Here is a 22,245-nt window from a genome sequence, read left to right as displayed (position 1 = left end):
GGCGGGGATACCTGCACCGTTCAAGCCGCGGCAGGTGGAGGGCCGCGGCCCTGCCGGGGCCGGCCGCGTAGCAATACAAGGCATACTTACTAATATGAGTCTCGACTTCCCCCTCCCGCAGGGGCACACGGCGGGCGGGGGGCCGCTCCGGATTGCAATCCTGTCCCATCTGCACCACCCGATTGCCAGCCCGTTCCTCGGCGGGCTCGAAATGCACACTTCACTGATGGCGGACGAACTTGCCGCACGCGGCCATGATGTAACCCTTTTTGCCAAAGAAGGATCCGTGTCCGCGGCCCGGGTGGTGGATGTCCTGCCGGCCGCCTTCGAGTTCCGCCGCGGCATGTCCGACGATGCCATGCAGGCCCAGCAGGAGACGCTGGACCGGGCACTGGGCCTGGCCCTGGACGCGGTCCGGGGTGGTTCCTTCGACGTCGTCGTGAACAATTCGCTGAGCCTGCAGCCCTATCTCCGATTGGCGGAGCACCCAGCCCTGACCATCCTGCATACCCCGCCCTTGCCGTGGATCGTGGACGCCGTTGAGCAGCGACGTGTGTCCGTCTCGCCGCTGCACCGGTTTGTCAGCGTTTCCGCCCGCAACGCGACCGGCTGGGCGCCGCATCTGCCGGATCTCCATGTGATCCACAACGGCATCCGTCTCGCAGACTGGCCCGCGGGTACTCCGCGGCGTCCCGGCGCTGCCGTCTGGGCCGGCCGGGTCACCCCTGAAAAGGGTCTGCACATCGCGATAGACGCGGCCCGGAAGGCCGGCATGGACCTGCACTTTGCCGGCCCCGTGAGTGACTCCAAATACTTTGAACGCGTCATAGCTCCCCGCCTGGGACCGGGGGTCAGACACGTCGGACATCTCGACCACCGCGAACTGGCTGCCTTCCTCGGTTCGGGAGAAGTTTTCATCGCTTCGCCCGTATGGTCCGAGCCCTTTGGCCTTACTGCCCTCGAAGCCATGGCCTGCGGCACGCCGGTGGCGGCGCTGCCGCTCGGAGCCATGCCGGAGATTATCGACGCCGACGCCGGCCGGGTTGCCGCCGGGCTCGGCGCGGACGAACTGGCCGATGCGATAACGGCTGCACGGGGCCTGGACCGCGGGCAGGTCCGCCGGTCCGCCGCACGCTTCAGTGCACGTGCCATGGTGGATTCCTATGAGCGGCATCTCCGGTCCCTGCTTCAGCCGGACGGCCTGCCGTCCCTGGTACAGGCGGACCGGTACACCCATCCGCAGACCGGCAGCGCAGCTGCCCTGCCCCTGAGCTGAACCGCCATGCCTGCCAGGAGACTCCGCGTAGCCTACTACGCCCACCATCACGGCACGGGCCACCTTCGGCATGCCGCTAACATCGCCCGGCTTGACGCCGTGGATCTGCTGGTCACCGGCACCCTGCCCGCCGCTGGCGTCCCGGATTTGCCATGCGGGGCACGGTTCGCGCCGCTGCCCCCCGACGTCGGCCCCGACGGGCCGTTTCCGGCGGGGCCCGGTACGTCGCTGCACTACGCACCCACCGTTCCGGCGGTCCGGGAACGCTTCGCCCTGCTGCACCGGTACTGGCAGGAGTTCAATCCGGACGTGGTGGTGGTGGACGTGTCGGTGGAAACCGCCGTGTTTGCCCGGCTGGCGGGCTACCCCGTCATCCACCGTCGCATGCACGGGGACAGGACGGATGCCCCGCACCGGCTGGCGTATGACTCGGTTAATGGACTGGTCGCGTATTTTCCGGAAGCGCTGGAGACCAGTGCGCACCTGGCGGCGTACGGAACAAAGAGCACCTATTTGGGCATGCTTGCCCCGGAATCATCCGGCCGGCCGGCCGTTGCTCCCCGCACGGTGGCGGTCCAGACGTCCCTGGGCGGCACCGGTGTCCGCCTGTCGGATGTGCTGGCCGCCGCCCGGTCAACCCCGGAGTGGACATGGCGGATTATGGGCCACACGTCGGGAGCTGTCCGGGATCTGCCGGCCAACGTGGAACTGCTCGGCGTGGTCGCGGAGCCGGCGCCGTTGCTGGAAGCCGCAGACGTCCTGGTGACCTCGGCGGGGCATAACGCGGTGGCCGCGGCTGCCGCGGCCCGCCGGCCGGCCCTGATCATTCCCGAGCCGCGGCCCTTCCGTGAGCAGGAACGGTTTGCCGGTGCCCTGGCCGCTGCCGGTGCCACCGCGGCATCGGACTTCACCGCGCCGGCGGACTGGGGGCGCACCTTGGCGGCCCTCAGTGCTTCCGATCCGGAGCTGCTGGCGCGGACACTGGTGGTTCCGCAGGCGGAATTCCGGACCCGGTTCCTGGCGGCGGTGGAGCATGCCACAGCCGAATCCGGGGCAGGGGGCCGGCACACGCTCCTGACGGTCAGTACGGAGCGCTGATCCGCGCGGCAGCCACCTCCGCCGGGCCGGGCGTGGCCAGCTGCGTCAGCTCCCCGCCCTCCCTGTCCCAGGCCACGTAACCGGCCCGGGCGAAGGCGTCCAGCCATCCCGTCATGGGCCAGGTCCCCCATTTCTGCCGGAACGCCCGGGCGTTGACCACAATGGATTCCAGATGCTGCAGGGGCGGCCGGTGCACTCCATGGTGCTGGTGGAACATGGTGGCAGCGGAGAACGCCAGGGGAACACCCATCTCGCGGGCCGTGAACGCGAAGTCGGTGTCCTCGCCCCCATAGCCGGCAAAGGTTTCGTCGAATCCGCCGATCCGGTCGAAAACCGACCGCAGGACGGCGAAGCCCAGGGACCAGAAAAGTGCGTACTCGCCGGAGGGGACGGCAGCTTCTCCGGGGTTCGGGGCAAGCGCGGATCTGGCATGGTGGGGAACGGACCCCTGCAGCAGCCCGTCCACGCCGCCGCCAGCCGCCCAGGCCTGCAGATCCGCATCCGGGTACAGGTAGCGCGGCGTCGCCATCACCAGCCCGCCGGTACGCTGCAGATCAGCCAGCAGCTGGGCGAACATGTCCGGGGCCGGGATGCAGTCCACATCAAGGAAAACCAACGTACGGGTCTGTGCGGCAGCGGCGGCGGAATTGCGGGCGGCCCCCAGGGGCAGCGGTGCCCCTGAAGCCGTGTCAACATGAACCACACTGAGGGGCAGCGTCGCCTTTGGCGGTACAGCCCCGGGCTGGTTCATGTAGCAGACTACTATCTCTGCCGGCAGCCGGGTGGAGCGGTGGATTCCCTCCACGGTCCGGGCCAGGTGCCCGTCCCGCCCGGAGCTGATGATCAGTACTGAAAACGGCTCGTCGCCGCCGGTGTGCTGCATGGGTTCCCTCCGCCACAGGCGCTCCCTCTGGCGCCCGGAATAGTAAGTATACTGAAGACAGTTCGCGGATGGGGCCGGATCCGGCCCGGGAAAGGTGCAGCCAGTGGCAAATTCAGGGGCGGCGGCAGGTACAACCATCAGGGTGGCAAGCGTGCCGCACAGCCAGGTTTACATTCGGCACACCGGCCGTGTTCCCGGTGACTCCCGGCCCGGCGGCGTGGAGCGGCTGCCGGACCCGGATCCGCGCAATCCCGGCCAGTCAACGGAAGCAACCTGGTGGCCCCCGGTCATGCTGGACGCACAATGGATCCGGGAGAACGCCTCCACATTTGACCTGATGCATATCCACTTCGGATTTGACGCCATTTCTCCCCAGGACCTGCAGGCGGTGACCGACGAGTTGGAGGCGCAGGGCAAGCCGCTGGTCTACACCGTGCATGACCTGCGCAATCCGCACCACCTCACACCGGAAGCCCATGACGCCCAGCTGGACGTGCTCATTCCTGCAGCCGACCAACTGATCACGCTGACGCCCGGGGCAGCCGCTGCCGTTCAGGCCCGCTGGGGCCGGCGGCCCGTTGTGCTGCCGCATCCGCATGTGGTGGAGCTGGAGGAACTGGAACGGCGCCAGCGCATGCGGCTTTCCCGGGAGCCGGGGGACGGGTTCCGCGTAGGCGTGCACTTGAAGAGCCTGCGTCCCAACATGTGCGACGGCTTCATCCTGCCCGCGTTGCTGGCAGCGGTGGAACAGCTGCCGGGTGCCGTGCTGCAGGTCAACGGGCACCCGGACATCCTCACCCCCGGCGGGGACAAATACCGTCCCGAGCTGCGCCGGTGGCTCACGGATGCCGAGGCGGCGGGGCGCCTGGAACTGCAGGTCCGGGATTATTTCGATGAGACGGCTCTCTGGGACTACCTTTGCTCCCTCGATGTGTCGGTACTGCCGTACCGGTTCGGCACCCACTCCGGCTGGCTGGAGGCCTGTACCGATCTGGGCACCAGTGTGCTGGCGCCGTCCTGCGGCTTTTACGCCCAGCAGCGCTCCACCGTGACGGAGTTTGTGCACACCGAGGAGGGTCTGGACGAGCAGTCACTGGCTGCCGCGCTCAAAGGGCTCTACGCGCATCGTCCCTGGCCGGGCTTGTCCCGTGCGGAGCGGACGGAGGAACGGCGGGCCGTGGCGGCAGCCCATGAGGACATCTACGCTTCCGTGCTGGCAGATTGACCGGCGGCCGGGCCGCGGAGACCCTGCTCCAGCCCGGCCAGGAGTTCCGGTGTCAGCGGACTGCCGGGAAAGCGCGCCAGCCGGCGCAGGGGAAGGCTGCCCATGAGGGCCAGCGCGCCGGCGAGCCCGCCCGCGGGGGCGTCCCCGCCGTCGTCGGCCGCATCTGCCAGCGCAGCAAGCAGCTGCTGTCCCCGAGGATCCGCCAGCCACTCTGCAATGGTCGAATCGAGGCCGATGGATCCTGCCGGGGCAGTGCCCGGCAGCTCCACGGTGCCGCTGAGCCGGAGGTCCCGGGAGGAGGACCCGACGTCAATCCGGTAGGTTCCGGGATCCGTAATCCACCGGTGCACCGCCGGATCGAACCTGGACAGCGCCGTCAGCGGCAGGTCAAAGGCCACCTCGGCTGTCGCGTCAGGTGCCAGGAACACCTTGCGGAAGGCCCTAAGTTCGCGCGGTGGTGCGGGGGCGGTGCCGTCCGGAACGCCCGCATACAGCTGGATGACTTCGGCTCCCGCACGGCTTCCGGTGTTCCGTACGGCCAGCCGTACCGATAGCGCCGTTTCTTCGCCGGTCCCAGCGGTCTCCAGCGTCAGTCCGCTGTAGTCGAAGCTTGTGTAGGAGAGCCCGTGGCCAAAGGGGAAAGCGGGTTCCACCTGCCGGGCGTCGTACCAGCGGTAGCCGACGAAGATTCCCTCGCCGTACCGAACCGTCCCGGCCTCGCCCGGGTAATTCCCAAAGGCCGGTGTGTCCTCGATGCGGTGCGGGAAGGTCTCCGCGAGTTTCCCGGACGGATTCACGGCGCCTGTCAGCACATCAGCAAGCGCCTCGCCGCAGGCCTGCCCCGGAAGCCACGCTTCGAGGACGGCAGGCACGTCCGCCGCCCACGACGTTTCAACCGCACCGCCGTTGAAGAGCACCACCACCGTCCAGGGGTTCGCTGCCAGGACCGCGGCGAGCGCCGACAGCTGGTTGGCCGGCAGGGTCAGGTCCGGACGGTCAAATCCCTCGGATTCCTGCTCTTCGGGCAGGCCGAGGAAAAACAGCACCGCGTCAGCGGCAGCCGCAGCGGTCTCCGCCTCGGCTACCAGTGTTTCCCCGGGTTCCCCGTCCAGCCGGTAGCCGGCGGCAAAGTCAACGGCTTCGAAACTCCCCGCCAGGGCGTCCAGCGGCGCGCTGACCCGGGTGGGGTTCACCTGGGAGGAGCCTGCTCCCTGGAAGCGCGGTGTCCGGGCCAGTTCCCCCACAACCGCCAGCCGGAGCCTGGGGGACAACGGCAGGATTGAACCCTCGTTCTTGAGCAGCACCATGGACTGTGCCGCCGCTTCCCGCGCCAGCCGGTGGTGTGCGTCCGGATGCACGGGCTCCCTGCCGGGTGATGCCGTCCGCTCTGCCAGATGCAGCAGCCTGGCCACGGAGGCATCCACCATCTCCCGATTGATGGTGCCTGCATCCAGCCCTGCTTCGAGCTCGGCCAGGCCCAGGCCGTTGCTTGCCGGCATTTCCAGGTCCAGGCCGGCGTCCAGGTCGGCGGCGCGGTCCGTGACGGCGCCCCAGTCGGAAACGACAACGCCGTCAAACCCCCAGTCGCCGCGCAGCACCGTCTCCAGCAGCCAGGGGTTCTCGGCTGCGTGGATCCCGTTGACTTTGTTATAGGCGGCCATCAGGGACCAGGGCCGGGCGGAGCGGACGACGGTTTCGAAAGCCTTCAGGTAGATCTCCCGCAGGGTGCGGTCATCCACCGACGCGTCAATGCGCATGCGGTCCGCCTCCTGGTTGTTGGCAGCGAAGTGTTTCGGGCAGGCGGCCACCCCGTGGGCCTGTACGCCCCGGACCCACGCGGCACCCAGTTCCCCGGCCAGCAGCGGATCCTCGGAAAAGTACTCAAAATTCCGTCCGCACAGGGGCGTGCGCTTAATGTTCAGTCCCGGGCCCAGGACGACGTCGACGCCGGCGGCCGCCGCTTCGCGTGCGGTCGCCGCGCCCAGCCGCGCCAGCAGGTCCGGGTCCCAGGAACAGGCCGTGAGGCACTCGGCGGGAAAGCAGGTGGCCTCTACGGCGTCGCCCAGGCCCGGCTCGTCCTCGTTGCGGGGCCGCCGGATGCAGGGATTGGCATGTGCCGGAGTCTAGGGCCCGCCGCTGCGTCCCGGAAGAGCAGACCAGCCGATGCCGGCGGGCGGGCTGCCGCATCGCCGCGGGGCCTGTCGGCGGTCCGGGTGCGGCCGTTAGTGTTTGCGCTAAGCACCTGCGGCGGTGACGCGTGCCGCATGACGGGAGCAGACCCATGATTACCCACCTGGACCGTTACCGGCAGATCGCGGAAATCCTCTCCCGCAACGGTTTGGGCTTCCTCGTCTCGGCCCTTGGGCTGGAAGGACGGCTGCCGTTCCGGCGCCAGGAGCAGGCCGAAGATGCCGCACGCCGTCCCAGCCGGCCCGAATACCTGCGGATCGCCCTGGAGGAACTGGGACCCACCTACATCAAAATGGGTCAGCTGCTCTCGACCCGGCCGGACCTGCTGCCGCCGGCTTACCAGCGGGAACTGGCCAAGCTGCAGGACGACGCCGAGCCGGTGCCCTGGCCCCTGATCCGCGAGGAGCTGCGCCAGGAGCTGGGCGCGGAACCGGAAACGGTCTTTGGTTCCTTCGACACCGACGCGATGGCCAGTGCCTCCATCGGGCAGGTCTATCCCGCGACCCTGAAGGACGGCACCTCCGTCGTCGTTAAGGTGCGCCGTCCCGGAATCAGCGCGGAGGTGGAGCAGGATTTGGAGATCCTGCAGAACCTTGCCAGTACGGCCGGCAAACACTGGGAGGCCGCCCGGGACTACGATCTCCCCGGCCTGATGGACGAGTTCGCCCGGACCCTGCGTTCAGAACTGGACTACCTGCAGGAGGGACGCAACACGGACCGGTTCCAGCTGAACTTCGAAAACAGTGCGGCCGTACAGATTCCCCGGGTCTATTGGGACCACACCACCTCCCGGGTGCTGACCATGGACCGCATCACGGGAATGAAGGTTACGGATGTCGAGGCGCTGGATGCTGCCGGGATCGACCGGCCGGCGCTCGCCGTCGCTGCGGCCGGGGTCGAAATGCAGATGGTGTTTGACGACGGGTTCTTCCATGCCGATCCGCACCCCGGAAACCTCTTCGTGGAGCCCGGCGGACGGGTTGGCCTCATTGACTTCGGCATGGTCGGCGAGGTGGATGAAAAGCTGCGGGGGCAGCTCTCGGCTCTTTTTGTCGGCATTGTGCGCAAGGACCCGGAGCGGATGACCAACGCCATTGTCCGGTTGAACGCATCAGGCCGCAGGGTGGACCGGGTCAAGCTCCGGATGGATTTAGAGCCGCTGATCCGCATGTACTCGGGCAAGAGCCTGGCCGCTGCACCCGTGGGCAGTCTGATCACCACCGGACTGGGGATCCTCCGCACCCACCACATCCAGCTGCCGAGGGAGATGGCGCTGCTCCTGCGGATGCTGATCATGACCGAAGGCATGGGGGAGGTGCTGGACCCGGACTTCAGGATGGGCCCGACCCTGGCGCCGTATGCCCGCCGGATGACTGCACGGCAGCTGAACCCGGTGAACTACGCCCGGCGGCTGGGCAGGGCCGGAGCGGAAGCGTTGGAACTGGGAACCGAACTGCCGGACCAGGTGCGGCGGTTGATGGAAACCCTGGACGTCGACGGCATGGAGGTGCACCTGCGGGCCGAAGAGCTGCTCCCGCTGGTCATCCGGCTGGAGCGGGTGGGAAACCGCCTGGTGGCAGCCATTTTCGCTTCCGCCTTCATCCGCGGCGTGGGGGAGCTGACCCTGGGGGATGCCTCGCGCTGGAAGTCGTGGCAGGCGCCCCTGATGAGCGCCGGGCTCGCGTCCACCGGCGCCTTGGGCGGCTACATAGCCTGGACGTCGCGGCGGGCCCGGCTGCGCGGAGTGTAACTGCCCGGGATGCAACTGCGCCGTGTGACCGCAGCAGTTGTTCTTAACCGGGACCGGGCGGCCCCCGAAGGAGCCGCCCGGTGACCACGCTGTGCGGTCTACCTGTACGGGTTCGCCGGGGCCGTGCCGGACGGAACGGCCGTGCGGCGCATGCCCAGTTCGGCCGTGGGAACGTGCGCGGTTTCCTTGGCGGTCAGCGCCGATACGGCGGCGATGGCGCAGATGGCTGCCGTGAAGTAGCTGGTAACCACCCAGCCGCCGGGCTCCAGGCCGCCAATGGCGGCAACAATGGAAGGCGCGAAGCCGGCCATCAGGAAGCCAAGCTGGGTACCGATGGCAAGGCCGGAGAAGCGGACCCTGGCACTGAACATCTCAGCGTAGAAGGACGGCCAGACAGCGTTGGCGGCCGCGTAGCCGCAGGAGAAGACGGCAATCGACAGGGCGAACTGGAGGAGGGTGTTTCCGGACTCCATGGAGAGCAGGTAGAACGGCATGATGACGGCGCTGGCTACCGCTCCGTAGACAAAGACCGGGCGCCGCCCGATCCGGTCCGCCAGGCGGCCGAACAGCGGCTGGGTGAACAGTGCCACGAAGTTGCCGGCCACTACGAGCCAGAGCGTGATGTCCGCATTGACGCTGCCGACTTCCGTGCCGTACTTGATGGCGAGTGTTCCGTACACAGTGGAGACCGCAGCGATGAAGGCGCAGCAGATGACGCGCAGTACATCGCGCCAGTGGTCCTTCAGCAGCACGCCTACCGGAAGCTTGACGATTTCATTGCGTTCCTTGGCTTCGGTGAAGGTGGGGGTCTCGTGCAGGGAGCGGCGGATGAAGTAGGTGACGATAACTACCACTGCGCTCAGCCAGAACGGGATGCGCCAGCCAATGCCGTACTTGATCTCGTCCGGCAGGGCTACCACCGGGATAAAGACCAGTGCTGCCAGGATCTGGCCGCCCTGCGTTCCGGTCAGCGTCCAGGACGTGAAGAAGGAACGCCGGTTGTCCGGTGCGTGTTCCAGGGTCATGGAGCTGGCTCCGGCCTGCTCGCCGGCAGCGGAGAGACCCTGCATGAGGCGGCAGAAGACCAGCAGTGCGGGAGCCCACCAGCCGATGGTGTTGAAGTCCGGGAGGCAGCCGATGAGGAACGTGGAGCCGCCCATCAGAAGCAGGGTGAACATCAGCACGCGCTGGCGGCCGACCTTGTCCCCGAAGTGCCCGAGGATCACGGCACCCACCGGGCGGGCAATGTAGGCGAAACCGAAGGTCGCCAGCGACATGATGCTGGCCTGGGCATCAGCATCGGGGAAGAAAACGCGCGGGAAAATCAGCGCGGCGGCGGAACCGAAGATAAAGAAGTCGTAGTACTCAACGGCACTGCCCATAAAGCTGGCAGTGGCGGCCTTGCGCGGGGACTTGCCCGGCGCTTTTCCGGCGGGGGCGGATGCGTCCATTGCATCTCTCCTGACGTAGGGCATGGCGGTGTGGGGTGGGACGTGGGGCAGGAAGCCTTGGCGGTGTCCGGTAATGCCTGGCTCAAGTGTGCGCTATGCGTACACATGTGCATCCTCCGTACACTTGCAGTAATGTAACTCACAGCCGGATACCCCGGCAACTATGACTTGCCCGCCGGGCCGTTCCGGCCTGGAATGAGCGCACGGCAGCACACTGCAGACCGGAAGGACAGCCCCATGAGTGGCACGGAGGAATCGTTCGTCGTCGGATTGATCGGAGAAGGCATCACAGCCTCCCTTACTCCTCCCATGCATGAGCGTGAGGCCGACGTGCAGGGCCTGCGGTATGTCTACCGTCCGGTGGACCTGACCCGGCTCGGCCGTCCCGGCTCGGATGTGGGGGATCTGCTGCGCTGGGGCCGAGACCTCGGCTTTAATGCCTTCAACGTCACCCACCCCTGTAAACAGCTGGTTCTGGCCGAACTGGACGAGGTGTCCGACGACGCCGCACGCCTCGGCGCGGTCAACACCGTCCTGATCCGGGACGGAAAGCTCATTGGCCACAACACCGATTTCTCCGGCTTCAGCGGTGCACTGGCCGCAGGGCTGCCGGATGCGGCGCTGCGCTCCGTGGTCCAGCTCGGCGTCGGCGGAGCCGGAGCGGCCGTGGCCTATGCCCTCCTGAAGGCCGGCACCGCGGAACTGACGCTGCTGGACCTGGACCCGGGCCGCGCCGCCGAACGTGCCATGGCACTGGCACAGCTTTTCCCGGACCGGCGGGTCAGCTCCGGAACGCCGGCAGACCTGCCCTCGGTGCTGCCCGGGGCCGACGGACTGGTCCACGCAACACCGGTGGGCATGCACTCCCACCCCGGGCTCGCCGTGGACCTGGAGTTGCTGGACCCGGCCCAGTGGGTCGCCGACGTCGTGTACCGCCCGGTCGACACTGAACTGATCATCGGCGCCCGCGCCAAGGGCTGCCAGGTCCTGGACGGCGGCCGGATGGCGGTAGGCCAGGCGGTCGACGCGTTTGAACTGATCACCGGCATCCGGCCGGACGCGGCGCGGATGCTTGCCCACTTCCACGAACTGATTGCGCAGGGACGCTGATGCGCACTTCCATCGCCACCGTCTGCCTCAGCGGAACACTCGAAGAGAAAATGCGCGCCTGCGCCGACGCAGGTTTTGACGGCATTGAAATCTTCGAGCCGGACCTGCTGGTCTCACCCTCCAGCCCGGAACAGATCCGGGCCCTCGCCGCCAGCCTGGGACTCGCCCTGGACCTCTATCAGCCCTTCCGCGATTTCGAGGGAGTGGAGGAGGACCAGCTGGAGGAGAACCTGCACCGGGCACAGGCCAAGTTCGCCCTGATGAACAGGCTGGGCATCGACACGATGCTGCTGTGCAGCAACGTCGGTACGGCTACCATCAGCGACGACGCCGTGGCGGCTCGGCAGCTGCGCCGGCTCGGCGACACCGCAGCCCGTTACGGAGTGAAAGTGGCCTACGAGGCCCTGGCCTGGGGCCGCTATGTTAGTGACTTCGAGCATGCCCAGCGCATCGTGGACCTGGCCGACCATCCCAACATAGGCACCTGCCTGGACAGCTTCCACATTCTCTCCCGCGGGTGGGACCCCGCCGCGATCGAGAAGATCCCGGCCGAGAAGATTTTCTTCGTCCAGCTCGCCGACGCACCGGAGCTGTCCCTGGATGTCCTGTCCTGGAGCCGGCACTACCGGGTGTTTCCCGGTGAAGGGGCCTTCGACCTCGTCGGGTTCATGGCCCATCTGGTCCGCAGCGGCTACGACGGCCCGGTCTCGCTGGAAATCTTCAACGACGTGTTCCGCCAGACCGCCGAAGAACGTACCGCCGTGGACGCCATGCGGTCCCTGATCTGGCTGGAGGAGCGCACCTCGGCATACCTCGCAGCGAACGGCGGAGCCTCCTATCCGATGTCGCTGGCGACTCTGCCGCGGGTGGCGGAACCCAGCGGCTTCAACTTTGCCGAGGTCAAGGCGGAAAACCCGGAGACGGTGTCCACGCTTCTTTACCAGCTGGGGTTCACCTTCGCCGGCCGGCACCGGACCAAGCCCGTGCAGCTCTGGACCCAGGGCGGCGCGCGGGTCATCATCAACGGCCAGCAGGCACGGGGAATGGAGCCCGGCATATCGGCTCTGGGCCTGGACGTGCAGGACCCGCAGGCCGCGGCTTCACGCGCGCTGCAGCTTCGGGCACGTCCGGTGAACCGCCGCAGCCAGGCGGACGAACAGGTCCTGCAGGCTGTGTTCGCCCCGGATTCAACGGAAGTCTTCCTTTGCGAGGCAACGGCTGACGGAACGGCCGCGTGGGCCGGTGAATTCAGCCGGCCGGCAGATACCGCCGGGACGGACGGGGATGCGTATACATCCGCCGAGGCCGGGACGGGAGAGCCGCTGATCTCTGCCATCGACCACATCAACCTTTCCCAGCCCTGGCAGCATTTCGATGAGGCGGTGCTCTTCTACGAATCCACGCTGTCCCTAGCACCGATCGCGTCGCAGGAGGTGCCCAGCCCCATGGGCCTGGTCCGCAGCCAGGTCATGCGCAGTGTCGACGGCGGTGTGCGGCTGGCGCTGAACATCGCCCCGCTCATTGTGGAGTCCGGCCCGGACAGCGGGGAGTACCCCCAGCACGTCGCTTTTGCCTCCACCGACCTGATTGCCACGGCCCGGCGGGCAGTCGAGCGCGGGCTGAGGTTCCTGCCGGTACCGGCCAACTACTATGAGGACCTTGCCGCCAGGTTCCGGCTCGACCCTGCGTTCCTCTCCGCCCTGCAGGAATTGAACCTGCTGTATGACCGGGACCCGGACGGGGAGTTCCTGCACTTCTACACCGCCACCGTGGGCAACGTGTTCTTTGAGGTGGTGGAGCGGCGCGGCAGCTATGACGGCTACGGTGCCCCCAACGCTCCGGTCCGGCTCGCCTCGCAGTACCTGGCCTCCAGGACTGAATCCCGGCGCGGAGAAGGATAGCGGTGGAGGAGGCCTACTACGTCAAGTCCGTCGAGAAGGCCTTCGCCATCCTTGCCGCGTTCACTCCGGACGTTCCCGAACATACCGTGAGTACGGCAGCAGCGGCGGCCGGGACCAGCCGGGCCGCCGCCCGTCGGTTCCTGCTCACCCTGCGGGATCTGGGCTACCTGGGCGCCCAGGGAAGCGTCTTCCGCCTGGCCCCGCGCACCTTGGACATCGCCTCCGCCTACTTGGCGCACCTTTCCCTGCCGCAGGCAGCCGAGCAGCACCTGAAGCAGCTCTCCGCGGAACTTGGCGAGACAACCTCGCTGTGCATCCTGGACGGAACCGACGTTGTCTACGTTGCACGGATCACGTCGCTGCGGCTCCTGCGGGTGGCGGTGAACGTGGGAACCCGTTTCCCGGCGTGGGCCACCTCCATGGGCCGGGTGCTGCTGGCGCAGCTGCCGGCCCCGGACCTGGAAGCCTATTTCGCGGCGGTCCAGCTGCAGCAGTACACCCGCAGCACCGTTTCCTCAGTCGAGGAGCTCCGGGAGGAGGTCCGGCTCGCCGGCCTCCGTGGCTGGGCGAAGGTTACCGACGAACTGGAAGAGGGCCTGCGTGGTGTCGCCGTGCCCGTCGCGGGTGCGGACGGCACAGTGGTCGCAGCCGCAAACGTGTCCCTGCAGCTGCATAGTTCGGAAGGGGCGGAGACAACGGTTCTTCCGCAGCTGCGGGCCGCCGCGGACCGGATCACCAGGGATCTCGGCGGCCGCGGCGGCCCGGCCGGCTAAACAGTTACTCGCTGTATTCGCTGGCCTTGTAAATACTGAGCCCCAGCGACTTAGCCACCTGCGCGACGGCACGTTGGGCCTTGACGCTGTTGCCGGCCGGATCCAGGGGCGGCGCGAAGCCGGCTATGGCCAGCTTGCCCGGCATCACGGCCATAATCCCGCCGCCCACCCCGCTCTTGCCCGGCAGACCCACTTGGTACGCCCAGTCACCGGACGCGGTGTACATGCCCTCCATGGTCATCTCCGCCAACATGGCCGGCACATGCGCGGCTTGAACCACGCGGTCCCCGGTCAGCGGGTTTACGCCCTTATTGGCAATCGTGGCGCCCATGGCGGCCAGATCCCTCGCCGTCACCAGGGTGGAACACTGCCGGGTGTAGACATCGCAGGCTTCCATCGGATCCGAATACATGGTGCCGCCCGAGTACAGCAGCCAGGCAATGGCCCGGTTATGGAAGTTGGTGGACTGCTCGGACTCGTTCACCTCATCACTGAGCCGGATTCTTCGCCCGGCAAAGGCGCTCTGGACCTGCAGGATGGCTTCCCAGCGGTCCTCGGCGGTGTCGCCCGGTATCAGGGAGACAGTGGACATGGCCCCGGCGTTGACCAGCGGCGACACGGGAGCGTCGCCGTGCAGGGCCACGGAGATGACCGAGTTGAACGGTTCACCCGTTGGATCCGCACCCACCTTCTCCTGGAACGTTTCCAGCCCCACCTTTTCCATGGCCCAGGCCATGGAAAAGACCTTTGAAATGGATTCCAGCGCAAATTCGAAGCCCGTGTCACCCATCTCAAACAACTCGCCGTCGGCGGTCATCACACAGACACCAAACAATGCCGGGTCCACCGAGGCCAGATAGGGGATGTAGCTGGCATTCTTTCCGCCAGTGTCATCCTTATGATCCGCATAGGCGGTTTTCACGGCGTCGGAGATCGCTCTCTGGTCGAGTTTCATACCGCACTGCTCCCGCCTGTGCTCCGGCCTTTGCCCGGCGGCCTGGTTGAACCGGGCGCCGGGACGGCACCCGAGGTGGCCGCATGCTCGCCCTCATGCCCGGACGGCTGCGCGTGGGCGGGGGGATGCGGTGCCTTGGCATGCCCCCGGCTGGCGTCCTGCGAGTACGTCAGCGGTGAACCGGAAGCTTCCGCTTCCCGGGTGAGCTGCTGCGTCGAAACACTGGACTCCGTCACCGTGCCCGGATTCGAGTGCTCAATCTGCCAGGTAAACGGCACGAACGGGCTGGCGGGGTCACGCCAGTGCGGCTTGCGGAAGGCGTAAATGATGAACGGCAGGATCACCATAATGGCTGCACCGGCTACCAGAATGCCCACATAGACGGCGGGGGAACCGACGGCGATCTGGGCGGGCGGGATGAAGCTGAAGGAGAAGGCCATCAGCGCGCCCAGGAAGCCGACTCCGGCGACAATCCACATGCCCACGTCTCCGCCGGGCACCCGGTAGGGCCGGGGGCGGTTCGGCTGGCTGTAGCGCAGGTAGATGGCCGCCGCGAACATCAGCATGTACATGATCAGGTACAGGATCACGGTCAGCTGGCTCAGGATCTGGTAGGCCGCCTGCACGGACGGCAGGACCACATAGATGAATCCCAGGCCAGTCACCACAAATGCCTGGAAGAAGAGGATGTGCGTGCCCATGCCGTGCTTGTTGGTGTGTTGCCAGAAGCGCGGCAGGTAGCCGGCCTTGGCAACGGCCAGCATGCCGCTGGAGGGACCGGCCACCCAGGTCACCACGCCGGCCAGGACCCCCAGCAGGAGCATGGCCGCAACAATCGGTCCGGCCCAGCCGATACCGGCCCACTCGAACATGTCGTTATAGGAGGTCAGCAGGGACTGGGTCAGGTTGATATCCGCCTGCGGCACCACAAAGGCAATGGCCAGGGTGCCGAGGACGAAGATGATCACTGTGCCGGCTGCGGCAATCAGCACCGCAATCGGATAGTCGCGCGTCGGGTTCTTCACTTCCTTCACGTGGATGGCGTTCATTTCCATGCCGGCATAAAAAAGGAAAATCGACGCGGCCAGCACCACGTTGGAGAAATTGCCGAAGTCCGGCAGAAGTTCACCCCAGCCCATCTGGATCTGCGGGGTGTTTCCGGCAAAGAAATAGGAAAAACCGAGCACGATCAGGATGATGGCCGGAATGATGGTGCCGATGATTCCGCCCCACTGGCTCACTCGTGAGAAGGCCTTCGCTCCGCGGAACGCGATGAAGGTAGCCAGCCAGTAGACCACCAGGACCACTGCCAGGACGAACAGTTTGTTGCCTGCCAGCTGTGAGTCCAGGTTTTGATCTGTTCCCGTATAGGCCAGCGACACCGCACCGAAGGTCAGTACCGTGGGAAACCAGATAGTGACTTCGATGAAAAGCATAAACATGGCCAGGAAGGCCCAGCGGGGCCCGAAGGCCTCACCGACCCAACGGAAAACGCCGCCCGTTTCCGGCCAGCCCGTGGCCAGTTCTGCTGCGACGATGGATACCGGGATCAGGAAGACAATCGCGGCAAATACGTAATAGAAAACGGAACTCAAACCATATTCCGCCTCCGAGGGAAGTCCGCGGAGGCTGACCACCGCCACAATGTTCATCACGGCCAGGGCACCGATGGTGATTTGCGCTTTCTGCTTCGCCGAAAGCCCCTGCTGATCGTTCGTGGATGCAGCTGAAGCGCTTGCCTTCGAATCGCTCATTCAACTCACCTCCTGGGATTAGTGGTGGAACCCGGGGTGCTCCGACTCGCGGGGCATGGGCGCACTCAGTTGTTCCAGGTACGCGGTTTCCCGGCGGATGTCCGTGAGCAGATTGTCCGCCAGGTCCATGCTCAAACCGTTGCGGACCACAATCCGTTCAACTGTCAGGTTCGCCAGGTCATCCGGCATGGGATAGGCGGGAACCAGCCACCCCTTGGTGCGCAGTCGCTCCGCCAGATCGTAGAGATTCCACTTATCGGTATGCCCCTCCTTCAGCCGCCACGCGAAGACCGGGATGTCGGAGCCGTCATTCCACAGCTCGAAGGGACCGATCTCCGCAATGTTGCTGGACAGATAAAGCGCCACGTCCTGGGAGGCCTGCTGCACTTTGGCATAACCGTCCCTGCCCAGCCGGAGGAACAGATAGAACTGCAGCACTACCTGCGCCCCGGGCCGGGAGAAGTTCAGCGCGAAGGTGGGCATGTCCCCGCCGAGGTAGCTGACGTAGAAAATGAGGTCTTCCGGCAGCCACTGGCGTTCACGCCAGACCACCCAGCCGAGGCCGGGATAAACCAGCCCGTACTTATGTCCGGACGTGCTGATCGAGTGGACCCGTTCCAAGCGGAAGTCCCATTCCAGGTCCTGCTGGATAAACGGGGCAATCATCCCGCCGGACGCGGCGTCCACGTGGATGGCGATGTCCAGGCCGGTGGAGGACTGGATCTCGTCCAGCTTGGCGGCAATCTGCTTCACGGGTTCGTACATGCCGGTATAGGTCACACCCATAATGGCGACCACGCCGATGGTGTTCTCATCAACGTACTTTTCCAGTTCAAAACCGTCCAGGCACTTATGCTCCTCGCTGATGGGAACCAGCCGGGCTTCAATGTCGAAGTAGTTGCAGAACTTTTCCCAGCACACCTGCACTGCCGAGCTCATCACCAGATTGGGTTTGTCCGTCGGTTTCCCCTCGTCGCGGCGCTTGTGCTGCCACAGGCGCTTCAACGCCAGCCCACCGAGCATGCAGGCCTCGGAGGAGCCCACCGTGGAGGTTCCGATGGTGCCCTCCGGATTGGGGGAGTGCCACAGATCCGCGAGGATGCGCCAGCAGTTCTGTTCGATCTGCGCTGTCTGCGGGTATTCGTCCTTATCGATCATGTTCTTGTCGAACGTCTCGCTGTAGAGCCGGTTGGCGTAGTCGTCCATCCAGGTGCTCACGAAGGTCGCCAGGTTCAGGCGGGCGTTGCCGTCGAGCATGGTCTCGTCATGCACAATCTGGTACGCGGTCTCGGGCAGCATCTGCCCGTCATTCAGTTTGAACTTCGGGGCTGACGTTTCCTCGCCCGGACGGGCGAATATGGGATTGACGGTCACTGAATCAGGTTTTTTCTGCGCCATTTTGGAACCCTCTCGTCGACGGAATGCCTAGCGGCAAGGCCGCAGTGAACGGCGGTCATATCCCCACAGGGCAGCGCACCAAAAACTATACGCGGGCCGAAAATGCGTGACTAGGCTGGCTCGGCATGCTGCCCCTCCCACAGCCGAACCGTCCCGAAAGCGGGCGCAGCCGGCACCGTTTCGCCCGGCTTCCATTGAGCACGGCCGGGGCCGGGCATAGCCTTGCTGGACCACGGCCCGCCTGCTCCACAGCCGGCTGCGGAGCACCGGACCGTGACCCGCCCGGACCATGACATACAGGAGGATCCCATGGCTTCACTTGCGCGCAGGGAACGTTTCGAACTGCCGGAACCGGTTCGGAAATTCTTTGAAGGGGACTGGGAGGTGCCGGCCTTCCCGGTGGAGGAATACCGGGACGGACCCACCATGGTTGTCCGGGCCGAACTGCCCGACATCGATCCCGATACCGGCCTGGACGTAACAGTGAGCGACGGCGTGCTGCAGATCAAGGGGGAGCGCCGCCAGGAGACGGAACACAAGGACCGGCATGGATACCGTTCGGAGTTCCGCTACGGCTCGTTTTCGCGGGACATTCCGCTGCCCACGGGCAGTGACCAGGACGCGGTGAGCGCGACGTACAACGACGGGGTCCTGGAAATCCGCATACCTGTGCCGGAGCCGGGGGCCTCGTCAACGAAGATTCCTATTTCACGGGGCTGAACCGGTCCCGAAGACACGGTATGAAGGCATCCCCGGCGGCGCGGCGCACACGGGCCTATCCCGACTGGCTCGTCATCACCACGTTGGCCTGTGGCGGCATAGTGGTCTCGCTGGAGAAGACGGCGGTGGTACCGCTCCTTCCGGAATACCCCCGGATCTTCGGCGTCACCAGTGACGACGTTTCCTGGATGGTGACCGTAACGCTCCTTTGTGCCGCCGTCGCAACACCCATCGTCTCCCGGCTCGCAGACATGTTCGGGAAGAGGCGGATGCTGCTGCTCGCCATGGCCATGATGGTTGCCGGTGCCTTTGCCGCATCGCTCGGCGGTACGTTCGCCTGGGCCCTGGTTGGCCGGGGCCTCCAGGGCTTTGCGGGAGCCGTCATCCCGGTGGGTATCAGTATCCTGCGGGACACGCTTCCGCAGAAGAAAATCGCCGGCGCGGTGGCAATGATGAGCGCCAGCTTCGGCATTGGCAGCGCGCTGGGGCTGCCAATGTCCGGGCTCATCTATGAACGGCTGGGATGGGAAGCCACCTTCTGGGTGGTGGGCGTGATTGGCGCGGTCCTGATGCTGGCCGTCTTTGTCTTTGTGCCCGAGTCCGGGGTGCGGACCCCTGGCCGCTTTGACTACACGGGGGCGGTGCTGCTGTCCGCAGGAATGACCGCCCTGCTGCTGGCCATCAGCAAAGGCGGCGTCTGGGGCTGGACGAGTTATCCGATTATTGCCCTTTTCACCGCAACCGTGGTGTTCTTCGCTCTCTGGTTTCCGGCAGAGCTGCGCAGCGGACAGCCGCTGGTGGACCTGCGCACCTCGGCCCGGCGGCCGGTGCTGCTCACCAATGCCGCAGCTGTGCTGGTGGGGTTCTCGATGTACGCGAACATGCTGGTGACCACTCAGCAACTGCAGCTCTCCCCGGTCACCGGGTTCGGGTTCGGGCTGAGCGTGCTGGTGGCCGGGCTGACCATGATCCCGTCGGGACTGGCGATGGTGGCCGCTGCGCCCGTTTCCGCCCGGCTGACCAACTCATTCGGAGCCAGGACCACTCTGGTTTCCGGGTGTGCCGTCATGGCCGCGGGGTACGCATCCCGGGTGGTCCTTGTCCACTCGGTCACTCAGATCATCATCGGGGCAGTGATCGTGTCGATCGGAACGGCCATGGCGATGGCCGCGATGCCGACCATCATCATGAGCAACGTGCCGTTGACGGATACGGCGGCGGCGAACGGCGTCAACACGCTGCTGCGCTCCGTCGGGACCTCCACCTGCAGCGCCGCGGTGGCCACCATCCTCGCTTCGCTCACCCTGCGGGCCGACGGAACGGTCTTTCCTGATCTGGATGCCTTCCGCACCATCTTCGTGTTCGCCGGACTTGCGGCGCTGCTGGCCACGGGTATCTCCTGCCTCGTGCCACGGCCGGTACGGCGGGAGGCAACTCATCCGCAGCTGCATGGGGCACCGGGGCAGCCGGAGCCGAAACCCGCGGATGAGAAGCAGGAAATCATGCTGCGCGGCAGGATGCTCGCCGACGGTGCACCGGTGTCCGGCGGAACGGTCACCGCGCTGGATTCCGTAGGCGCCCGGGTGGACTGGGCACGGGCCGATGACGCCGGACGGTACAGCGTCGTGCTTCCCGGCGACGGCCACTACGTACTGGTGGCCACTCAGGCTGCCTGGCAGCCGGTCACGGAAGTACTGGCGTTCCCCGGCGCCCCGCAGGAGCACGATATCTCCTTCCGGCACCGCCGGACCCTCTCCGGCACCGTCCGGCAGGGCGGCAGGGGTGTGCCGAATGCCCTGCTGATCCTCCTGCGGCCGGGCGGGGAGGCTTCCATCGCCACCCGTACGGATGACGGCGGGAACTATGATCTGCCGCTCCCGGGCTCCGGTGTGTACATCCTGAGTGTCGTTGAACCGGACGGAGTTGGCACCCACAGCAGGCGGCTGTCCTTCCCGTTGGAAAACAGCATCGTCGACATAGAGCTGGATGCCGGCGGTGACGGCCGAACCGGTATACGGTTCTGAGGTCAGGCGCCGCTTGCCAACCTCAAGCCTCCGGCGTGCGCCCCACGGCCCGCGTGATCCGCGTAGCCTGCCCGGGAGGAGACCAACGGCACATCCACCGCTTTGGTGCCCGCCCGCCCGAGCGCATACGATCATTCAGGCGTAAAGCGGGCCTCGACGGAAAACGACGTGCCGAGGCGGAATCCGCAGCCCGGATCCCTTCAATCTGTCTTCAGTTAGGTATGTGGTGGACCTCACCCTTATGGTCGCGCTGGTGATTGCGCTGGCGCTGTTCTTTGATTTCACCAATGGCTTCCACGACACCGCCAACGCGATGGCCACCCCCATCGCCACCGGTGCAATCAAGCCCAAAACCGCCGTCGCGCTGGCAGCAGTCCTGAACCTGGTTGGCGCCTTCCTCTCCACCGAAGTGGCCAAAACCATTTCCGGAGGGCTGATCCGCGAAGGCGAGGGCGGCATTCAGATCACCCCCGTCATGATCTTCGCCGGCCTTATGGGAGCAGTGATCTGGAACCTGATCACCTGGCTGAAGGGCCTGCCCAGCAGTTCCTCCCATGCCCTGTTCGGCGGCCTCATCGGCGCAGCCGTGGTCGGTGCAGGCTTCGGTGCGGTGGACTTCTCGGTCCTGATGTCCAAGGTCATCCTGCCGGCGCTGATCGCACCCCTGATCGCCGGTTTCGTCGCTTACCTGGCAACGAAGCTCGCCTATCGGATCACCCGCCGGCATGACCCGGATTCCGGAAACAAACTGCCGCGACGGCGCGGCGGCTTCCGGTATGCCCAGATCTTCTCGTCCTCCCTCGTTGCACTGGCCCACGGCACCAACGACGCGCAGAAGACCATGGGCGTGATCACCCTCGTCCTGATTGCCGGTGGTCTGCAGACCGCCGGCACCGGCCCGGAATTCTGGGTGGTCACCGCCTGTGCCGTCGCCATCGCAGCAGGCACCTACGCCGGCGGCTGGCGCATCATCCGCACCATGGGGACGGGCCTCACCGAGGTGAAGCCCGCACAGGGGTTCGCCGCTGAAACAAGCACCGCAGCCGCCATCCTCGCCTCCTCCCACCTGGGCTTCGCACTGTCCACCACACAGGTGGCCTCAGGCTCGGTCATCGGATCAGGTTTGGGTCGCAAGGGCGCCGAGGTGCGCTGGCGTACGGCAGGCCGGGTCGGCAGCGGCTGGCTGCTCACGCTCCCGGCTGCCGCCGCCATGGGTGCCATCGCCGCGATGATCGCCCAGCTGGGTATGGTCGGCGTGGTGGTGGACGCAGTCGCCGGCACCGCAATCATCCTGGGTATCTTCCTTTGGTCCCGCCGGAACCGTGTTGGCCATGACAATGCCGTGACCAACATCGAAAGCGCGGGTGAGGTGGTCCGAATCAAGAAGACCCGCAGGAAGAACCAGAACGGCAAGACTGCCGGCAAGCTCAAGGAAGGTTCCAAATGAACATCCACTGGCTGGACTACCTCACGGTCTTCGGAGTCACCCTCCTCGCAGCGCTGACGGTAGTGGGCATCTATTCCTTCGGGGTGCGGCTCTACGCCGTGTCCCTCGATGAGGAGGACCCCACCGCGCCACGGAACCGCCAGGCCCTGGCCAAAGCCGGCGCCTTTACCTGCTTTGCGCTCAGCGGCGTCGCGGTCCTGTGCGGTATCTACCTGATCGTGCCGGCACTGCACGGGTAGCACGCAGAAAACGGCAAAGGCCTGCGGGATCATGGCGATCCCGCAGGCCTT

General features: G+C 66.1%; 17 protein-coding genes. 11 read left to right on the top strand and 6 right to left on the bottom strand.

Features of this window, described 5'->3' with window-relative positions; translation table 11 throughout:
• The first annotated feature begins 94 nt into the window (after positions 1–94).
• Positions 95–1,276 carry a glycosyltransferase gene (locus AC5RTS_RS01505; RefSeq protein ID WP_493990294.1) on the top strand — a complete coding sequence of 394 codons (1,182 nt, stop codon included), beginning with the start codon at positions 95–97 and terminating at the stop codon, positions 1,274–1,276.
• Positions 1,277–1,282: 6 nt separating this feature from the next.
• Complete coding sequence (locus AC5RTS_RS01500) at positions 1,283–2,374, top strand: glycosyltransferase (RefSeq protein WP_493990293.1); 1,092 nt, start codon at positions 1,283–1,285, stop codon at positions 2,372–2,374.
• Here the strand turns inward: AC5RTS_RS01500 and AC5RTS_RS01495 are convergent.
• Complete coding sequence (locus tag AC5RTS_RS01495) at positions 2,358–3,257, bottom strand: glycosyltransferase family 2 protein (RefSeq protein WP_493990292.1); 900 nt, start codon at positions 3,255–3,257, stop codon at positions 2,358–2,360. The two genes, AC5RTS_RS01500 and AC5RTS_RS01495, sit on opposite strands and share 17 nt — an antisense overlap.
• Before the next feature lie 103 nt (positions 3,258–3,360).
• Here AC5RTS_RS01495 and AC5RTS_RS01490 point away from each other — a divergent pair, with 103 nt between their 5' ends.
• Positions 3,361–4,482: a glycosyltransferase family protein gene (locus AC5RTS_RS01490; RefSeq protein ID WP_493990291.1), complete on the top strand. Its 1,122-nt coding sequence runs from the start codon at positions 3,361–3,363 to the stop codon at positions 4,480–4,482.
• Here the strand turns inward: AC5RTS_RS01490 and AC5RTS_RS01485 are convergent.
• The gene (locus AC5RTS_RS01485; RefSeq protein ID WP_493990496.1) at positions 4,458–6,548 is read right to left on the bottom strand and encodes a glycoside hydrolase family 3 C-terminal domain-containing protein; all 2,091 of its coding nucleotides are present in this window, start codon (positions 6,546–6,548) and stop codon (positions 4,458–4,460) included. The genes AC5RTS_RS01490 and AC5RTS_RS01485 overlap by 25 nt on opposite strands.
• A 215-nt stretch (positions 6,549–6,763) precedes the next feature.
• Here AC5RTS_RS01485 and AC5RTS_RS01480 point away from each other — a divergent pair, with 215 nt between their 5' ends.
• Positions 6,764–8,422, top strand: a complete 1,659-nt coding sequence (locus tag AC5RTS_RS01480; RefSeq protein ID WP_493990290.1) for an ABC1 kinase family protein — start codon at positions 6,764–6,766, stop codon at positions 8,420–8,422.
• A 98-nt stretch (positions 8,423–8,520) separates the two neighbouring features.
• Here the strand turns inward: AC5RTS_RS01480 and AC5RTS_RS01475 are convergent, their stop codons facing one another.
• Positions 8,521–9,873 carry an MFS transporter gene (locus AC5RTS_RS01475; protein ID WP_493990289.1) on the bottom strand — a complete coding sequence of 451 codons (1,353 nt, stop codon included), beginning with the start codon at positions 9,871–9,873 and terminating at the stop codon, positions 8,521–8,523.
• Between the two features lie 237 nt (positions 9,874–10,110).
• Here AC5RTS_RS01475 and AC5RTS_RS01470 point away from each other — a divergent pair, with 237 nt between their 5' ends.
• The 3 genes from AC5RTS_RS01470 to AC5RTS_RS01460 are packed head-to-tail and all read left to right on the top strand — an operon-like array spanning position 10,111 to position 13,657.
• Positions 10,111–10,983 (top strand): shikimate dehydrogenase, encoded by an 873-nt coding sequence (locus AC5RTS_RS01470; RefSeq protein ID WP_493990288.1) that lies wholly within the window; start codon positions 10,111–10,113, stop codon positions 10,981–10,983.
• Positions 10,983–12,884 (top strand): bifunctional sugar phosphate isomerase/epimerase/4-hydroxyphenylpyruvate dioxygenase family protein, encoded by a 1,902-nt coding sequence (locus AC5RTS_RS01465; protein ID WP_493990287.1) that lies wholly within the window; start codon positions 10,983–10,985, stop codon positions 12,882–12,884. The genes AC5RTS_RS01470 and AC5RTS_RS01465 overlap by 1 nt, the downstream gene beginning before the upstream one ends.
• Positions 12,885–12,886: 2 nt before the next feature.
• Positions 12,887–13,657 carry an IclR family transcriptional regulator domain-containing protein gene (locus AC5RTS_RS01460; RefSeq protein WP_493990286.1) on the top strand — a complete coding sequence of 257 codons (771 nt, stop codon included), beginning with the start codon at positions 12,887–12,889 and terminating at the stop codon, positions 13,655–13,657.
• A 4-nt stretch (positions 13,658–13,661) separates the two neighbouring features.
• On the opposite strand, the gene glsA is transcribed toward AC5RTS_RS01460, so the two are convergent.
• Genes glsA through gad form a run of 3 tightly spaced genes read right to left on the bottom strand, consistent with a single transcriptional unit; the run spans position 13,662 to position 17,764 of the window.
• Entirely contained in the window at positions 13,662–14,612 is a 951-nt protein-coding gene (gene glsA, locus AC5RTS_RS01455) for a glutaminase A (RefSeq protein WP_493990285.1), read from the bottom strand.
• On the bottom strand, positions 14,609–16,366 hold the full coding sequence (gadC, locus tag AC5RTS_RS01450) for a glutamine/gamma-aminobutyrate antiporter GadC (protein ID WP_493990284.1): 1,758 nt from the start codon (positions 16,364–16,366) through the stop codon (positions 14,609–14,611). The genes glsA and gadC overlap by 4 nt, the downstream gene beginning before the upstream one ends.
• 18 nt (positions 16,367–16,384) lie before the next feature.
• A complete protein-coding gene (gene gad, locus AC5RTS_RS01445) occupies positions 16,385–17,764 on the bottom strand; it encodes a glutamate decarboxylase (protein WP_493990283.1) in 1,380 nt (459 codons plus the stop codon).
• 309 nt (positions 17,765–18,073) lie between these two features.
• Between gad and AC5RTS_RS01440 the strand changes: the two genes are divergently transcribed.
• The 4 genes from AC5RTS_RS01440 (at position 18,074) to AC5RTS_RS01425 (ending at position 22,194) form a co-directional block, all read left to right on the top strand.
• Positions 18,074–18,484: an Hsp20/alpha crystallin family protein gene (locus AC5RTS_RS01440; RefSeq protein WP_493990282.1), complete on the top strand. Its 411-nt coding sequence runs from the start codon at positions 18,074–18,076 to the stop codon at positions 18,482–18,484.
• A 20-nt stretch (positions 18,485–18,504) separates the two neighbouring features.
• Positions 18,505–20,508, top strand: a complete 2,004-nt coding sequence (locus tag AC5RTS_RS01435; protein ID WP_493990281.1) for an MFS transporter — start codon at positions 18,505–18,507, stop codon at positions 20,506–20,508.
• Positions 20,509–20,734: 226 nt separating this feature from the next.
• Entirely contained in the window at positions 20,735–21,955 is a 1,221-nt protein-coding gene (locus AC5RTS_RS01430) for an inorganic phosphate transporter (RefSeq protein WP_493990280.1), read from the top strand.
• Positions 21,952–22,194, top strand: a complete 243-nt coding sequence (locus AC5RTS_RS01425) for a hypothetical protein (protein WP_493990279.1) — start codon at positions 21,952–21,954, stop codon at positions 22,192–22,194. Before AC5RTS_RS01430 ends, AC5RTS_RS01425 begins: the two co-directional genes overlap by 4 nt.
• Positions 22,195–22,245 lie beyond the last annotated feature (51 nt).

It is taken from the genome of Arthrobacter sp. MDT1-49-2, from assembly GCF_059090185.1.
Note: the sequence above shows the minus strand (reverse complement) of the source record. Positions and strands in the feature narration are given on the sequence as shown.

What these genes read in the sequence shown, in the direction of transcription:
- gad (WP_493990283.1), bottom strand. Translation starts at nt 17,764, where the DNA reads ATGGCGCAGAAAAAACCTGATTCAGTGACCGTCAATCCCATATTCGCC.
- AC5RTS_RS01505 (WP_493990294.1), top strand. Translation starts at nt 95, where the DNA reads ATGAGTCTCGACTTCCCCCTCCCGCAGGGGCACACGGCGGGCGGGGGG.
- AC5RTS_RS01500 (WP_493990293.1), top strand. Translation starts at nt 1,283, where the DNA reads ATGCCTGCCAGGAGACTCCGCGTAGCCTACTACGCCCACCATCACGGC.
- AC5RTS_RS01475 (WP_493990289.1), bottom strand. Translation starts at nt 9,873, where the DNA reads ATGGACGCATCCGCCCCCGCCGGAAAAGCGCCGGGCAAGTCCCCGCGC.
- AC5RTS_RS01425 (WP_493990279.1), top strand. Translation starts at nt 21,952, where the DNA reads ATGAACATCCACTGGCTGGACTACCTCACGGTCTTCGGAGTCACCCTC.
- AC5RTS_RS01465 (WP_493990287.1), top strand. Translation starts at nt 10,983, where the DNA reads ATGCGCACTTCCATCGCCACCGTCTGCCTCAGCGGAACACTCGAAGAG.
- AC5RTS_RS01435 (WP_493990281.1), top strand. Translation starts at nt 18,505, where the DNA reads ATGAAGGCATCCCCGGCGGCGCGGCGCACACGGGCCTATCCCGACTGG.
- AC5RTS_RS01495 (WP_493990292.1), bottom strand. Translation starts at nt 3,257, where the DNA reads ATGCAGCACACCGGCGGCGACGAGCCGTTTTCAGTACTGATCATCAGC.
- AC5RTS_RS01440 (WP_493990282.1), top strand. Translation starts at nt 18,074, where the DNA reads ATGGCTTCACTTGCGCGCAGGGAACGTTTCGAACTGCCGGAACCGGTT.
- AC5RTS_RS01470 (WP_493990288.1), top strand. Translation starts at nt 10,111, where the DNA reads ATGAGTGGCACGGAGGAATCGTTCGTCGTCGGATTGATCGGAGAAGGC.
- AC5RTS_RS01480 (WP_493990290.1), top strand. Translation starts at nt 6,764, where the DNA reads ATGATTACCCACCTGGACCGTTACCGGCAGATCGCGGAAATCCTCTCC.
- glsA (WP_493990285.1), bottom strand. Translation starts at nt 14,612, where the DNA reads ATGAAACTCGACCAGAGAGCGATCTCCGACGCCGTGAAAACCGCCTAT.
- gadC (WP_493990284.1), bottom strand. Translation starts at nt 16,366, where the DNA reads ATGAGCGATTCGAAGGCAAGCGCTTCAGCTGCATCCACGAACGATCAG.